The sequence below is a fragment of the Streptomyces sp. SID12501 genome (genome assembly GCF_010550245.1).
In the GTDB taxonomy this organism is placed as follows: domain Bacteria; phylum Actinomycetota; class Actinomycetes; order Streptomycetales; family Streptomycetaceae; genus Streptomyces.
Genome location: NZ_JAAGLU010000007.1, coordinates 267,782 through 282,792, shown reverse-complemented (window position 1 = coordinate 282,792; position 15,011 = coordinate 267,782). Strand labels below are relative to the sequence as shown.

Annotated in this window: 12 protein-coding genes; 4 read left to right on the top strand and 8 right to left on the bottom strand. The window is 69.4% G+C overall.

The window, feature by feature from the left end; genetic code table 11:
* The first annotated feature begins 66 nt into the window (after window positions 1-66).
* On the top strand, window positions 67-546 hold the full coding sequence (locus G3I71_RS10735) for an ATP-binding protein (protein ID WP_164313722.1): 480 nt from the start codon (window positions 67-69) through the stop codon (window positions 544-546).
* A 79-nt stretch (window positions 547-625) separates the two neighbouring features.
* On the opposite strand, the gene argS is transcribed toward G3I71_RS10735, so the two are convergent.
* Window positions 626-2,413: an arginine--tRNA ligase gene (gene argS / locus G3I71_RS10730; protein WP_164313721.1), complete on the bottom strand. Its 1,788-nt coding sequence runs from the start codon at window positions 2,411-2,413 to the stop codon at window positions 626-628.
* Between the two features lie 115 nt (window positions 2,414-2,528).
* Window positions 2,529-4,865: a PA14 domain-containing protein gene (locus G3I71_RS10725; RefSeq protein ID WP_164313720.1), complete on the bottom strand. Its 2,337-nt coding sequence runs from the start codon at window positions 4,863-4,865 to the stop codon at window positions 2,529-2,531.
* Window positions 4,866-5,014: 149 nt separating this feature from the next.
* On the opposite strand from G3I71_RS10725, the gene lysS reads away from it, so the two are divergent.
* Window positions 5,015-6,802, top strand: coding sequence for a lysine--tRNA ligase (gene lysS, locus G3I71_RS10720; protein ID WP_164313719.1), 1,788 nt, complete (start codon window positions 5,015-5,017; stop codon window positions 6,800-6,802).
* A 112-nt stretch (window positions 6,803-6,914) separates the two neighbouring features.
* Here the strand turns inward: lysS and G3I71_RS10715 are convergent, their stop codons facing one another.
* From G3I71_RS10715 to G3I71_RS10705, 3 genes are all read right to left on the bottom strand, one after another.
* Window positions 6,915-8,342, bottom strand: coding sequence for a DUF2637 domain-containing protein (locus G3I71_RS10715; RefSeq protein ID WP_164313782.1), 1,428 nt, complete (start codon window positions 8,340-8,342; stop codon window positions 6,915-6,917).
* Window positions 8,343-8,448: 106 nt separating this feature from the next.
* Window positions 8,449-9,405 (bottom strand): DUF3558 domain-containing protein, encoded by a 957-nt coding sequence (locus G3I71_RS10710; protein ID WP_164313718.1) that lies wholly within the window; start codon window positions 9,403-9,405, stop codon window positions 8,449-8,451.
* A 135-nt stretch (window positions 9,406-9,540) separates the two neighbouring features.
* Window positions 9,541-10,377 (bottom strand): DUF3558 domain-containing protein, encoded by an 837-nt coding sequence (locus tag G3I71_RS10705; RefSeq protein WP_164313717.1) that lies wholly within the window; start codon window positions 10,375-10,377, stop codon window positions 9,541-9,543.
* 229 nt (window positions 10,378-10,606) lie between these two features.
* On the opposite strand from G3I71_RS10705, the gene G3I71_RS10700 reads away from it, so the two are divergent.
* A complete protein-coding gene (locus G3I71_RS10700) occupies window positions 10,607-11,800 on the top strand; it encodes an RtcB family protein (RefSeq protein ID WP_164313716.1) in 1,194 nt (397 codons plus the stop codon).
* A gap of 421 nt (window positions 11,801-12,221) precedes the next feature.
* Here the strand turns inward: G3I71_RS10700 and G3I71_RS10690 are convergent, their stop codons facing one another.
* Window positions 12,222-12,998, bottom strand: a complete 777-nt coding sequence (locus tag G3I71_RS10690) for an SDR family NAD(P)-dependent oxidoreductase (RefSeq protein WP_164313715.1) — start codon at window positions 12,996-12,998, stop codon at window positions 12,222-12,224.
* A 147-nt stretch (window positions 12,999-13,145) separates the two neighbouring features.
* Complete coding sequence (locus G3I71_RS10685) at window positions 13,146-13,481, bottom strand: YnfA family protein (RefSeq protein ID WP_164313714.1); 336 nt, start codon at window positions 13,479-13,481, stop codon at window positions 13,146-13,148.
* Window positions 13,482-13,613: 132 nt separating this feature from the next.
* Between G3I71_RS10685 and G3I71_RS10680 the strand changes: the two genes are divergently transcribed.
* A complete protein-coding gene (locus tag G3I71_RS10680) occupies window positions 13,614-14,093 on the top strand; it encodes a hypothetical protein (protein WP_164313781.1) in 480 nt (159 codons plus the stop codon).
* Between the two features lie 31 nt (window positions 14,094-14,124).
* On the opposite strand, the gene G3I71_RS10675 is transcribed toward G3I71_RS10680, so the two are convergent.
* On the bottom strand, window positions 14,125-14,886 hold the full coding sequence (locus tag G3I71_RS10675; protein ID WP_203729837.1) for an SDR family oxidoreductase: 762 nt from the start codon (window positions 14,884-14,886) through the stop codon (window positions 14,125-14,127).
* Window positions 14,887-15,011: the final 125 nt, after the last annotated feature.

Here is a 15,011-nt window from a genome sequence, read left to right as displayed (position 1 = left end):
CGTACAAAAAATCTGTACGGGTTCACGGGGTGATCCACGCTAGTCACTCTCCGCGACTCTCGTCCCGTGAATGAGACGATCCGACCCCGCCCGCTGCGCGAGAGGTTCTTCCGGCGGGAACGCCGTTCCGTGCCCGCTGCCAGGAAGTTGGCGTACGAGTTCCTCGCCGACTGGGGGCTCGCGGACACCGAGCGCGGCGACGACGTGTTGCTGTGCGTGAGTGAGCTGGCGACCAACGCGCTGGTGCACGGCGTACCGCCCGGGCGGCAGTTCCTGTTGTTCCTGCGGTACGACGGGAAGGTGCTGCGGGTCGCCGTGCACGACAGCGGGCCGGGGGAGCCGTTCATCGCCGAGCGTGCGGAGCATGCCGACGAGTCCGCCGACGAGGGCGGGCGCGGGCTGCTGCTCGTTGCCGCGCTCAGTGACAAGTGGGGGGTCGGGGAGCGGGACCTCGGCAAGGTGGTGTGGTGCGAGTGGGAACTGCCGGTCGAGGAGACGCGGTTGCCGTCGCCGTCGCCGTCGCCGTCGCCGTCGCTGTCGCGATGAACGGCGGAAGCCGGGCACCCGTTCGACTTCGGGTGCCCGGCTTCCGTGTGGGCGGACGGCCGCCGCCGCCGCCGTCGCGTCAGAGGCGCTCGGGCGTCCTGATGCCCAGGAGGGCCATGCCCTGGTGGAGGGTCTTCGCCGTGATCTCGCACAGGAACAGGCGGTTCTCGGCGATGTCCTTCGGCGGTGCCGGCTTGATCACCGGGCACTTGTCGTAGAACGTCGTGTACAGCGACGCCAGTTGGTAGAGGTACGCCGTCATCTTGTGCGGGGCGTACTCCGTCGCCGAGTCCGCGACCGTCTCCGCGAACCCGTCCACGTGCAGGGCCAACGCCCGCTCCGCCTCGGCCAGTTCGAGCTCCGGGTGCGGCTGCGGGCGTACCTCGCCGGCCTTGCGCAGGATCGACTGGATACGGGCGTACGCGTACTGGAGGTACACGCTCGTGTCGCCGTTCAGCGACACCATCTGGTCCAGGTCGAACTTGTAGTCCCGGTTCGCCGACGTCGACAGGTCCGCGTACTTCACCGCGCCGATGCCCACCTGGGCGCCCCGCTCGGCGACCTCGTCGTCCGAGAGCTGGCCCAGGGTGTCCTTCTCCCGTACGACGGCCGTCGCGCGGTCGACCGCCTCGTCCAGCAGGTCCACCAGCCGTACGGTCTCACCCTCACGCGTCTTGAACGGCTTGCCGTCCTTGCCGAGGACCGTGCCGAACGCCAGCTGGTACGCCTTGACGTCCTCGTCGTTGAGCCAGCCCGCCCTGCGAGCGGTCTCGAAGACCATCTTGAAGTGCAGGGACTGGCGGGCGTCGACCACGTAGATGAGGTTGTTCGCCTTCAGGTTGAAGACGCGGTCCCTGATCGCCGAGAGGTCCGTCGCCGCGTAGCCGTAACCCCCGTCGGACTTGCGGACGATCAGCGGGACCGGGTTGCCCTCCGGGCCCTTGATGTCGTCGAAGAAGACGCACAGGGCGCCTTCCGAACGGACCGCGACCCCTTGCTCCTCCAGGATGCGGCACGTCTCGTCCAGCATGTCGTTGTAACCCGACTCGCCGACGATGTCCGCGTCCCGGATCTCCATGTCCAGCTTCTCGAAGACCGAGAAGAAGTAGATCTTCGACTCGTCCACGAACTTCTGCCATGCGGCGAGCGTGGCGGGGTCGCCGGCCTGGAGGTCGACCACCCTCAGACGTGCCCGCGTCTTGAACTCCTCGTCGGAGTCGAAGAGTTTGCGCGCCGTCTTGTAGAGGCGGTCGAGGTTCGACATCGCCTCCTCACCGCTGGCTTCGGTGTCCGCCGGGCTCGCCTTGTGGTCCAGCTCGTGCGGGTGCTCGTCCAGGTACTGGATGAGCATGCCGAACTGGGTTCCCCAGTCACCGATGTGGTGCCTGCGGATCACGTTCTCGCCCGTGAACTCCAGGAGTTGGACCACCGCGTCGCCGATCACCGCGGAGCGGAGGTGGCCTACGTGCATCTCCTTCGCCACGTTCGGCTGGGCGTAGTCGATGACCGTCGTGCCCGGGTGCGCGGAGAGCGGTACGCCGAGGCGGGCGTCCGGGTCGGTGGACCTGGCCGCCAGGTTCTCGACGATCGCCCTGTCGGTGAGGGTGATGTTCAGGAAGCCGGGGCCGGAGACCTCGACGTCCTTGAACAGGCCGGGGGCGGTGATCTTCTCGACCACCTGCGTCGCCAGCTCCCGGGGGTTGGCCTTGGCCTTCTTGGCGAGCGCCAGGATGCCGTTGGCCTGGTAGTCGGCCCGGTCGCTACGTCGCAGCAACGGGTCCGCGTCGGTCGCCTCCGGCAGGGTGGCCGAGAGGGCGGACGCGAGGTGTGCGTTGACGTTGGCGGTGAGGGACGTGACCGAGGCCATGGAATGGGTGCCGTTCCACTCGTAGGGGTACAGAAAACGACACCAGTCTGCCACGGGGGCGGGCGGGCGGTCGCACGGATTCCCGCCCGCCCCTCGAGGCCGGCACGTCGGTGCGTCAGCCCGTGGGCGCCAGGGCCACGGCCGCGAGCGCGGGAGCGGACTCGGTGCCGTCCGCGTACACGGCCGTCACGCGGTAGTAGGCGGCGGTGCCCGCCGGGGCGTCCTCGTCGCGGTAGTGACGGTAGGAGTCCGTGTACGGGTTCTCCAGTGCTCCCTCCGCGATCCGCTCGTACGAGCCCGTGGAGCGGTCCCAGCGGTAGACGCGGTAGCCGGTGGCGCTGTCGACCGTGTCCCAGTTCAATACGGCGGCACCGGCGTTCTCCACGGCGTCCAGGCGGGTCACCGGGGAGCCCGGCGCGGTCGCCTCGGACGGCCGGGTGTCCTGCTCGGTCGTGTAGACGGTGACGCCGTCGGTGTAGTTGTTCGAGCCGTCCACCGCCCGCAACTCGAAGCAGCGCTCCTCGCCGTCCGGCAGGCCCTCGGTGTCCTGGAAGGACGTGGCGTCCGCCGCCAGCGTGTGCGAGTTGCCGGACTCGCAGGTGCGCACCCCGTGGTCCGTCTTCGGGGTGCCCACGCGCAACCAGTAGGCACGCATGTCGGCGGCGGTGGAGGTGTCCCACCGCAGGGCCGTGCCCCACGGCTCGGAGGTGGCGGCGAACCCGGTCGGCAGCGGCGGCGCGACGGTGTCCTCATAGCGCACGGCCTTGTAGGTGCTGGAGGTCACGCCGTTCGCGGCCACCGCGAACGCGGTGACATAGCCGTCCGACGAGCCGCCGAAGTCGGTGAGCAGGCAGCGGTACTCGACCCACGCGGCATCGCGGTAGACCTCCTCGGGCGCGCAGGCGCGCAAGGTCGTACGGACCGTGGAGGCGCTGCTGCCGGAGTAGACCCGGAAGCCCCCGCTGTGGTCGTTGTCGGCGGCGACCCGGATACGCAGCTCGGGTCGGCCGTTCGCGTCCGGACGCAGGTACACGGGCAGGGCGGGCGCCACCTGCCGCCGGGAAGTGATCTTCACGGCGCCGGAGCGGTTACCGGCCGCGTCGACCGCGTACACCGTGTAGGTGCGGGTGACGCCCGGCTTCGCCGTCATGTCGTCGTACGAGGCGCTCGTGGCGGTGCCGAGGAGAGCCGGCTGCGCGCTGCCGTCCGCGCCGTAGACCTGCCAGCGCACGGCGTCGTCCGTCGGCGCGGTCCAGCTCAGCGCGACCTTCTGAGTGTCCGCCGCGGCCGCGAGGCCGGCCACCGCGCCCGGCGGCGTCACATCCGGGGTGGTCACCGCGACCGGAGCGGTGCGTGCCGAGGTGTTCCCGGCGGTGTCGGTGGCCGACGCCGTGTAGTAGTACGTCTGCTTCTCGGCGGCCGTCTCGTCGTACAGGTACTGCTCACCCGGCGTCTGTCGCAGGTCCATGACGGCGACCTTGGTGAACGGGCCCGCCGCGGCTGTGGCGCGCCACAGGGTGAACAGGGGGCCGTCGACCGGGCGCACCTGGCCCAGCCAGACGTTGACCTGCGGGATCGGCGAGCTGCCGTCGGGCCCCTCGTGGCTGGACACCGACACCGAGATGTCGGAGGCGCGCACGTCCGGGACCGGCGGTGCCGTCTTGTCCGGAGTGGTGACGTAGGGGCCGCAGGCGGTGGCGCCGTAGTTCGTCCACTTGTCGACGGCCTGGATGCAGAATCGGTACTTCTGGCCGTCCTTCGCGGGCGTGTACGAGGCGGTGGTGCCGGTCGTCGTCCATCTGGAGACACCGCCCGTCGGAGTCTCCACCAGGACCCGGTAGTGGGAGATGTCCAGTTCCCGGTTCTTCCGCCAGCCGGCCTTCGCCTTGCCGGTCGCCGCGTCGTAGGTGGTGGTGATGCCGGTCGGGGCCAGCGGCGGCTTGCTGTCGGACGAGGCGGTCCAGGCGAACTTCACCCGGGACAGGCCCGTCCAGTTCGCATGGTCGACGCGCACGGTGTGGCTGCCCGAGCCGATGCAGAACGTGCCCGGGACACTGTTGCCGGAGCTGTCACCGGTGTTCGTCCACTTGTTCACCTTCCGCACGCCGTCCACGTACAGCCGCAGGCCGTCCGTGCCGGACAGGCGGTACTCGAAACAGCCGCCCGAACCGAAGTCTCGGGTGAGCGACCAGCGCACCCCGAAGTTGTTCGTGGCCATCCCGGAGAGCGGAGCGCCCGTCCAGGACTGGTCGATCGTGGTGTCGCAGTCCGTCCTCTTCGGCGTGCCGGAGAACGAGGTGTTCGTGTAGAACGTCCGCTTGAATGTGGTGTTGCCGCAGGTCACGGCAGCCTCGGCGGCAGGCGCCACGAGGAGGACGCAGGTCGACGCCAGCGTCACCGCGAGTCCGGCCGCTCCCACGCGCAGCCTGGCCCGGATATTTTCTGTGATCACGACAAGAGGACTGCCCCCAGGCCCTCGGGGTTGTACGGCGGGCCCAAACGTTTTCCGACTGGGACCGACACGGGTGACAATGGGTCCGACGTATCTCCACGGCGTCCAGAGCGGCGTACGAGAACAAACTGGAAAGAAGGACGTGCCCCGTGGCTCAGAGCACCGAGACCACCGACTGGGTCTCCCGTTTCGCGGATGAGGTCATCGAGGAGTCGGAGCGCCGAGCCCCCGGCAAACCTGTCGTCGTCGCCTCCGGGCTGTCCCCGTCCGGGCCCATCCACCTGGGGAATCTCCGGGAAGTGATGACTCCGCACCTGGTCGCCGACGAGATCCGGCGCCGGGGGTACGAGGTCCGGCATCTGATCTCCTGGGACGACTACGACCGCTACCGCAAGGTGCCGAACGGCGTCGACGGTGTGGACGCCTCCTGGGCCGAGCACATCGGCAGGCCGCTGACCGCCGTACCCGCGCCCAAGGGGTCCCCCCACCCCAACTGGGCCGAGCACTTCAGGGCCGCGATGGTCGACGCGCTCGCCGAGCTCGGTGTCGAGTTCGACGGGATCAGCCAGACCGTGCAGTACACCGCAGGTGTCTATCGCGAGCAGATCCTGCATGCCATGAAGCATCGGGGTGAGATCGACGCGATCCTCGACCAGTACCGGACCAAGAAGGCTCCCGGTACTCCTGGTAATCCCGGCAGCCCTGGTAACCCTGGTAACCCCGGCAAGAAGGCTCAGCAGTCCCAGAAGCCGCTCGACGACGCCGAGGTCGAGGCCGCCGAGGGGTCCGGGGCCGCCGGGGAGGACGACGGGAGCTCCGGTTCCGCCGGGTACTTCCCGTACAAGCCCTTCTGCGGTGGGTGCGGCAAGGACCTCACCACCGTCACCGCCTACGACGACGACACCACCGAGCTGACGTACACCTGCACCGCCTGTGGGTTCTCCGAGACCGTCCTGCTGAGCGAGTTCAACCGCGGCAAGCTGGTCTGGAAGGTCGACTGGCCGATGCGCTGGGCCTACGAGGGGGTCGTCTTCGAGCCCTCCGGCGTCGATCACTCGTCTCCGGGGTCCTCGTTCCAGGTCGGCGGGCAGATCGTCGGCAGCATCTTCGGCGGCAAGCAGCCGATCGGGCCCATGTACGCCTTCGTGGGCATCAGCGGCATGGCCAAGATGTCCAGCAGCAAGGGCGGTGTGCCCACGCCCGGCGACGCGCTGAAGATCATGGAGCCGCAGATCCTGCGCTGGCTGTACGCCCGCCGGCGGCCCAACCAGTCCTTCAAGATCGCCTTCGACCAGGAGATCCAGCGGCTCTACGACGAGTGGGACAAGCTCGACGCCAAGGTCGCCGACGGCTCCGCGCTGCCGGCGGACGTCGCCGCGCACTCCCGTGCGGTGCGTACCGCAGAGGGCGAACTGCCGCGTACCGCGCGGGCGTTGCCGTACCGGACGCTGGCCTCCGTCGCCGACATCACCGCCGGTGCCGAGGACCAGACGCTGCGGATCCTGGGTGAGCTGGACCCCGCCGACCCGCTGGTCTCCCTCGACGAGGCGCGGCCCCGGCTCGACAAGGCCGAGGCCTGGATCAACACGCAGGTGCCCGCCGATCAGCGGACCATCGTGCGCCAGGAACCCGACACCGAGCTGATCAAGTCCCTCGACGAGCAGGGGCGGCAGTCGCTGCGGCTCCTCGTCGACGGCCTCGCCGACAACTGGTCCCTCGACGGCCTCAGCCACCTCGTCTACGGGGTTCCCAAGGTCCAGGCCGGCTTCTCCGCCGACGCCACGCCGAAGGAACTCCCGGCCGAGATCAAGGTCGCCCAGCGCACGTTCTTCGCGCTGCTGTACCACCTGCTCGTCGGGCGGGACACCGGTCCGCGTCTGCCCACGCTGCTCCTCGCCGTGGGTCAGGAGCGGGTGCGGGCCCTGCTGGGGGAGTAGGGGGCGCGTTCCCCTGACATCCCCTGATATCCCCTGATACGAAGGACGGGGCGCCCGGTGAACTCCGGGCGCCCCGTCCTTCGTACAGCCAGGAAAAATCGAATATCGGGGACTACGCGATGTGGTCGTCCTGGAGTTCCGCCGTGTGGCGGTTGGTGAAGCGGTTGACCATCCGGTCGGCTTCGCGCTGCGGGAGCTTCGAGCCGTACGTCGCTTCCACGTCACCCCGGAACTGGCCCGAGGTCGGGTAGCTGCCGTCTATCGACTTCTTGAAGACCAGGTAGTAGTCCTCCTCCGTCGGCTCCGTACCGCCGCCCGCACCCATCTCACGGGTACGGCCCGGGCCGGCCGGGATCGGGAAGGTACCGGTGTCCTCCGAAGAGGGCTCCGGCAAGGGCTCCGGGGCGGGGGCCGACGGCTCCGCGTACTCTTCGTACTGCTGCTGCGGGAACATCCGCTGCTCGAACCGCTGCTGTTCGAACCGCTGTTGCTCCTCGAACTGCTGCTGAGCCTCGTACTGCTGTCGGCTCTCGAACTGTTGCCTGTTCTCGAACTGCTGCCGGGCGTCGCTCTGCTGCCGGGCGTCGTACTGCTCGGCCTGCTGCTGCTCCTCGTACCACTGGGCGTCCGCGGGTCCGGGGTCGTAGGACGGGTCGTAGCCGCCCTGGTACGCGATGGCCCGGGGGTCCCGCGCCTGGAGCCACGGATTCTGGGGCTCGGCGTTGTCCGGCTGCCCGGCGGGTTCGCCGCCCTCGGGAGCGGGGCGCTGCTCGGCGGTCCGGGGCTGAGGGGTCGCCGTGGGCTCCGAGGTACGGCTGCTCGCGCCCGCGTCGGCCGCCTCCAGGGCGGGCTGCGGGGCCGGCGGCAGCAGTGCCGGTTCGATGCCGGCCGCCGCGAGGCCCGAGGGGGCCGTCTCCGCGAGGGGGACGCCGTAGCGAGCCAGGCGCAGCGGCATCAGGGACTCCACCGGGGCCTTGCGCCGCCAGGCCCGGCCGAAGCGGGCGTGCAGACGTGCCTGGTAGACGAGACGTTCCTGCTCCAGCTTGATGACCTGCTCGTAGGAGCGCAGCTCCCACAGCTTCATCCGGCGCCAGAGGAGGAACGTCGGCAGGGGGGAGAGGAGCCAGCGGGTGAGGCGGACGCCTTCCATGTGCTTGTCGGCGGTGATGTCCGCCATCCGGCCGATGGCGTGCCGGGCCGCCTCCACCGAGACCACGAACAGGATCGGGATGACGGCGTGCATGCCCACACCCAGCGGGTCCGGCCAGGCCGCCGCGCCGTTGAACGCGATCGTCGCCATCGTCAGCAGCCACGCCGTCTGGCGCAGCAGCGGGAACGGGATCCGGATCCAGGTGAGGAGGAGGTCCAGGGCGAGCAGGACGCAGATGCCCGCGTCGATGCCGATCGGGAAGACGTAGCTGAAGTTCCCGAAGCCCTTCTGCAGGGCCAGTTCACGGACGGCGGCGTAAGAACCCGCGAAGCCGATCCCGGCGATGACCACCGCACCGGCGACGACCACGCCGATGAGAACCCGGTGCATCCGTGTCAGTTGCAGTGGCGCGGCCACCCGTACTCCCCTCCCAGTGCGTGCTGTTGCGCGCAACAGGGTGGCACATGTGTGCGGCGTGCGTGTTGCCGAGACAAGGTCAGCTCTTCTTCGACGCTGAGGAGGACGCGGACGAGGCAGGCGCCTCGGACGACGACTTCGACGGGGACGCGCTCGGCTTCGCCGACGAACTCGCCGACGCCGTAGGGGAGTTGGTGGGGGCCGGAGTGCCCGCACCACCTTCGCCGTTCTCCGACGACACCTTCGCGACGGCTTCCTTGACGGCCTTCACCGCGGCCTTCGTCAGACTGTCCGCGCTCGGCGTCTTCTCGCCCGCGAGCCCGGCACCGTTGTAGTCGAGGGTCACGACGACGTTCTCGACCCGGACCACCACCGTCTGCTGCCGGAAGGACCCTTCCTTCTTCTTCAGGTCGTAGTGCACCGACGTCGCGACGTCGCCCGCCCCGGCCACCGCCTCCGACCTGGTGTTCTTCGCACCCGCCGTCGACTCGGCGTCCTGCACCTGGCTCTTGTAGTACGCCTGCGCCAGCTCGTCGCCCGAACCGCGTGACGCGGTCGACTCGAAGCGCAGCAGCGACACGTTCAGCCAGCGGAACTGGGAGCCCTTCACGCCGTTGTTGACGAGACTGGTCCAGGAGCAACTGCTGCGCGTCGAGGTGTCGTTGGACGACCCCTCCTTGCCCGATTTCACGCCCTTCGGGACCAGGTCCTTCAGCGTCTTCGTCGACAGCACCGCGCACGGCTCCGGAAGCTTCTGGTACGCCGCCGCCTGCACGGTCGGCGACGCGCTCACCGTCTCGCCCGCGCCGGCCGCTGCCGTCTTCGACGCGTTGTCGGCGGAACCGGATCCCGACCCGGAGTCGGACCCCGAGTCGGAGGAGCAGCCGACGGCCAGGAGAAGGACTGGGACGGCGACGCCGGCGGCCAGGGTGGCGAGGGCCCGGTGCTGCCGCCTCGTCGCCACTCCGGTGTTCCGGCTGCTGTTCCGGCTGCGCTGGTCTCGCTGTGCGGGTCGGTGCATGGTTCCTTCACTCATCGCGCCTGGTTCCTGCGGCTCTCGGTTCCTGCGGTCGGATCGGGTCCGAGGGGCCACGGTACGCGGTGGGAGGGGCGCGCTGTCTTGCTTCACGCCCTTTGCGGACGGCCGGTACGAGGGGACACGAGCCGTGTCCTAGTCGAACGCGCCGGCGAGCTGTGAGGCCAGTTTCTGCACCCTGTCCTGCATTTCCTTGCTGTCGGGCACGGTGCCGAGCGCCGTCGGCTGCTCGACGTACTCGATGGTCACGATCACGTTGGACGTGCGGAACGCCACAGTTACCGTGCGCCGCTGGTCCGTTGAACCGGCGGGCGTCAGCTCGTCGTCGAGGAACGCCTCGTCGCCGAGGCCGTCGAGGAGGCGGGGCTGGAGGGCGGCGGCCGACTCGGCGTCGGCGGCGCTGTCCGTGGCGGAGGCCGAGGCGGCGTCGGTGGGAGTGGCCGAGGAGGGGGAGGCGGAGGGGGCGCCGGATGCCGACGCGGACCCGGTGGGGGTGGGAGTGGCGGTGGTGGAGACGACCGGCTCCGGGAGGTCGGCGGCCACCACCTTGGTCGCGAAGAGGTCCGTCGCCTGGCTGTCGTCGCTCACGGAGTTGTCGTACGACACCACCCGCTCGAAGTCGACGAGGAGATGATCGGTGGCGTCCGTGGACTCCACCTTCCAGCGGCAGCCCACCTTGCGGTCCGTGTTGTACGTGAGGGTCGACTCGCCGTCGTACGCCTCTGCGCGCTGGTCCTCGTCCGTGATCTGCCTGATGCCGGGCAGCAGCGAGTCGAGGGTGCCGTGACCGACCGCGCCGCAGGGCTCGGGGAGGGTGAGGTACCGGCCGGGCTGCGCCGCGACGGTCGTGGTGCCGCTGTCGCCGGGCTTGGCGTCCTCGGCGGTGTCATCGCTGCCCGAGCCGCCTGTGCAGCCGGCCAGCAGCGCCGCGAGGAGGGCGGCGACGCCGGGTACGTAGGCCTTCCGCTGCACGGTCAGGTTCCTCTCGACGATCTTTCTCGATCTTTCTCGACGATCTTTGCGGGCGGTGCTCGCTCCAGTGTCCCCGCAGGTTATTCACTTGCCGCACGGGGGCGTCACCGACAGACAATGTCTATCGCACGCACGACCGTGAACGCCGGTCCGGCATCCCTTTCGTTGACCTTGGCGCCGGTTTTGCGATTCGAGACTTCTGTTGGTTTTTCGGGGGAATGAGGACGATATGTCGTACGTGGAAGTGCCGGGTGCGAAGGTACCCATCCGTATGTGGGCCGACCCGGCGTCGGTCGAGGACGTCGCGATGCAGCAGCTGCGGAACGTCTCGACGCTGCCGTGGATCAAGGGTCTCGCGGTCATGCCGGACGTCCACTTCGGCAAGGGGGCGACGGTCGGATCGGTCATCGCGATGCAGGGTGCGGTGTGCCCGGCGGCGGTGGGGGTCGACATCGGCTGCGGGATGTCCGCCGTCAAAACGTCCCTCACGGCGAACGACCTGCCGGGCGACCTGTCCCGGCTGCGGTCGAAGGTCGAGGAGGCGATTCCGGTGGGGCGGGGGATGCACGACAGTCCCGTCGATCCGGGGCGGCTGCACGGGTTCGCCACCGGGGGGTGGGACGACTTCTGGGGGCGGTTTGATGGAATCGCGGAAGCGGTCAAATTCCGTCATGATCGGGCTGGAAAGCAGATGGGAACGCTCGGATCCGGGAATCACTTTGCAGAAGTTTGCATAGATGATCAGGATTCGGTCTGGCTCATGCTCCACTCCGGTTCCCGGAACATCGGCAAGGAGCTGGCCGACCATCACATCGGCGTGGCTCAGAAGCTCTCCCACAACCAGGGGCTGATCGACCGCGACCTCGCCGTCTTCATCGCGGACACCCCGCAGATGGCGGCCTACCAGAACGACCTCTACTGGGCTCAGGAGTACGCGAAGTACAACAGGTCGATCATGATGGCCCTCTTCAAGGACGTGCTCCGCAAGGAGTTCAAGAAGGCCGGGGTGACCTTCGAGCCCGAGGTGAGCTGCCATCACAACTACGTGAGTCGCGAGCGCTACGAGGGCATGGACCTGCTCGTCACCCGCAAGGGTGCGATCAGCGCCCGGGCCGGCGAGTACGGGATCATCCCGGGTTCCATGGGCACGGGTTCGTACATCGTGAAGGGCCTGGGGAACGAGAAATCGTTCAACTCCGCCTCGCACGGAGCCGGTCGGCGCATGAGCCGCAACGCGGCCAAGCGGCGCTTCTCGACCAAGGACCTGGAGGATCAGACTCGGGGCGTGGAGTGCCGTAAGGACTCCGGCGTCGTGGACGAGATTCCTGCCGCGTACAAGCCGATCGAGCAGGTCATCGATCAGCAGCGGGACCTGGTGGAGGTCGTGGCGAAGCTGAAGCAGGTCGTCTGTGTGAAGGGCTGACCCACGAGGTTCCCGGCTTCAGGCCGGGGACCTCGTTCACGGTCCTCCCGTAAGGGAAACCGGCGCTGATCCCTCTGTGGGCCCAATGAGTCCATGGCGGTGTGATGGTGCTGCCATCGGCCAGTTCGGCAGTGAGCCCGACACGTGTGGTGACCCACATGTGGGCGGGCTGGTCGGGGGTGTCGGCAACCGTCAGCTCGGAGCCTGCCGGAGCCACTGCCGCGTCGCCGATCAGGCGGCCCGGGCTGCCGTCGCGCCATGGCGAGAGGCGCTGGGCGAGGCACGCTTCAGCGAACTCGTCGTCGATCTGGCCCGGTTCACGCCACCGGGGCCGATCCGCCCCGCGTGGTGAGCCGGCGAGCCGCTACTCAGTAACGTCCAACGAGACCCGTGGACCGTCTCCCACGGAGGCGGAGGCTGGTCACACGTCCCGGTGGACCTTCGTGTTCGATGCCTGGGCGCGGGGGCGGAGGACCAGGAGGTCGACGTTGACGTGGCTGGGGCGGGTCACCGTCCAGGTGATCGTTTCGGCCACGTCGTCGGCGGTGAGGGGTTCGGCCACGCCCTGGTAGACCTTGGCCGCCTTCTCCGTGTCGCCGGAGAAGCGGGTCAGGGCGAACTCGTCCGTCTTCACCATGCCCGGCGCGATCTCGATCACCCGTACCGGGGTGCCGACGATCTCCAGGCGCAGTGTCTCGGCGAGGACGTGGGCGCCGTGCTTGGCGGCGACGTAGCCACCGCCGCCCTCGTACGTGCCGTGCCCGGCGGTGGAGGAGACGACCACGATCGTGCCGTCGCCGCTCGCTGTCAGGGCGGGGAGGAGGGCCTGGGTGAGGTTGAGGGTGCCGATGACGTTCGTCTCGAACATCTGGCGCCAGTCGGCCGGATCGCCGGTGGCCACCGGGTCGGCGCCGAGTGCGCCGCCCGCGTTGTTGACGAGGACGCCGATCGTCTTGAAGGCGGTCGCGAACTCGTCGACCGCCGCGCGGTCGGTGACGTCCAGGGGGTACGCCGTGGCCTGGCCGCCCGTCGCGTTGATCTCCTCGGCCAGCGCCTCGATACGGTCCTTGCGGCGGGCCGTCAGTACGACCCGGTAGCCGGCGGCGGCGAGCCGGCGTGCCGTCGCGGCGCCGATTCCGCTGCTCGCGCCGGTGATCACGGCGATGCGGGAGGCGGCGGACGGGGCGGCGGTGGCCATGGGACTGCTCCTCGGGGTGTTCGGCGTACCGGGCTGGCTGAGCTGCTGCCCAGGATAGGCAGGCGGCGGGAGCCGGTGGCGGGGTGTCCGGAGGGTGGGCCGGTGCCGTCGCCTTCGGCGGGCTTGGCCGTGCTTCGCCGGGCTCCGTCAGTTGCCTCGGGGGGCGTACATGATCACGGCCATGCCCGCGAGGCAGATCAGCGCGCCCGTCACGTCCCAGCGGTCCGGGCGGTAGCCGTCCGCCGCCATGCCCCAGGCCAGTGAACCGGCGACGAAGACTCCGCCGTACGCGGCCAGGATGCGGCCGAACTCCGCGTCGGGCTGGAGGGTGGCGACGAACCCGTACGCGCCCAGGGCCAGCACGCCCGCGCCGATCCACACCCAGCCGCGGTGCTCCCGTACGCCCTGCCAGATCAGCCAGGCGCCGCCGATCTCGAACAGGGCGGCGACCAGGAACAGGGCTACGGAGCGCAGGACCGACATTCGGGCAGCTTTGCATGTTGGTTCACCGTCACCTGTTGGAGGGCGCCTGCGGGGCGCGTCAAGTGGGATACATCGCTTCGACGGTGTTAACGGCGTTAACAGTCTTCCGGGCGAGGAGTGGGTGGCGTGAGCATGCGGGTCTGGGTGCGTGGGCTGGTGGCGGGTGCGGTTGGGGTGGCGATCGGTCTGGTCGGGGGCGGGGGGCTTGCCGGGGCCGACAGCGGGGAGGCCGAGGCCGATCTCGCGTATCACGGGGCCGTCTCGCTGGACCGTGGGCGGATCGACCTGCGGGTGACTCCGCGCAACCACGGGCCGTCCGCCGTCGCCGACGCGACCGTGCGGCTGACCTGGTCGGCCCCGCTCGCCGCCCGGCAGCAGTTGCCGGACGGGTGTGCGCGGCTCGGGGAGCGGGTGGTCGTGTGCCGTACGGGGGCGCTGGCCGCCGACGGTGTGGGTGAGCAGATCGGGCTGCGGATGCGGCTCCAGGGCATGCCCGCCGAGGTGACGCTGGAGATCGGTACGGTCTGGAGCGGCGGTGTCGTCGACCGCAACCGGGGCAACGACCGGCAGCGTGTGCTCGTGCTCGACACCGGGGACGCGTACTACTTCTGACGGCCGACCGTTATCTCCTATCTCCTATCTCCTATCTCCGGCTCGCGCGCGGTGTCACCGTCACCTCCGGGATGGTGCCGCCGCAGCGCAGTACGGCGTCCAGGGTGCGGAGGAACTCGGAGACGTCGAGCAGGTCGCCGGTGAGGTAGCCGCGTTGCCGCCAGACGGGTACGACCTCGGCGGCGTACGTCATGTCCCAGCCGTTGTTGAACTCGGTACGGGAGTCTCCGTCGCCGCCCCCGCAGTCCCTGACCACGAACCGGGTGAAGCCGACCTCCGGGTGTTCGACGCGGTATGCCTCGACGAGCTTCTCCAGGGCCGCCTTGCTGACGTGGTAGCCCGCGAACCCGGGCCAGGCGGGGGTGATCGACGCGCCGACCGTGGAGAGGTAGACGGCGGTGCCGGCGGACGCCGTGAGGTGGGGGAGCGCGGCGTTGGTGACGAGGGCGGCGCCGATCACGTTGGTGTCCATGATCCGGCGCCAGGTGTCGGCGTCGGTCTTCTCGACGGGGGCGAGGGGGCCGATGCCGGTGGTGTAGATGAGGGCGTCGATGCCGCCGAGTCCGTCGGCGGCCTCCTCGATCGCGGCCCGGCAGGAGGCCTCGTCGGTGACGTCGCAGGCGATGGCGAGGGCGTCGGGGCCCGCCTCCTTCGCCGCGTCGACCAGACGGTCGTGTCTGCGGGCGAGCAGGGCGACGGGGTTGCCCCGGCTGCCGAGGTCGATTCCCGCGCAACGGCCCAGGCCGCTCGACGCCCCGACCACCACAGTTCTCAGCGCGCCCGTTCTAGCCATTTGAGACCCTCATTCTCGCAGGATGGAAATTATCCTCCACCGTTTTGTAGCACGGCATGGAATGCCTGTGGAATACCTCTGGAGGGGGCGCGGTTGTCGCACTCGGACGCTATAGTTGAAGAGTT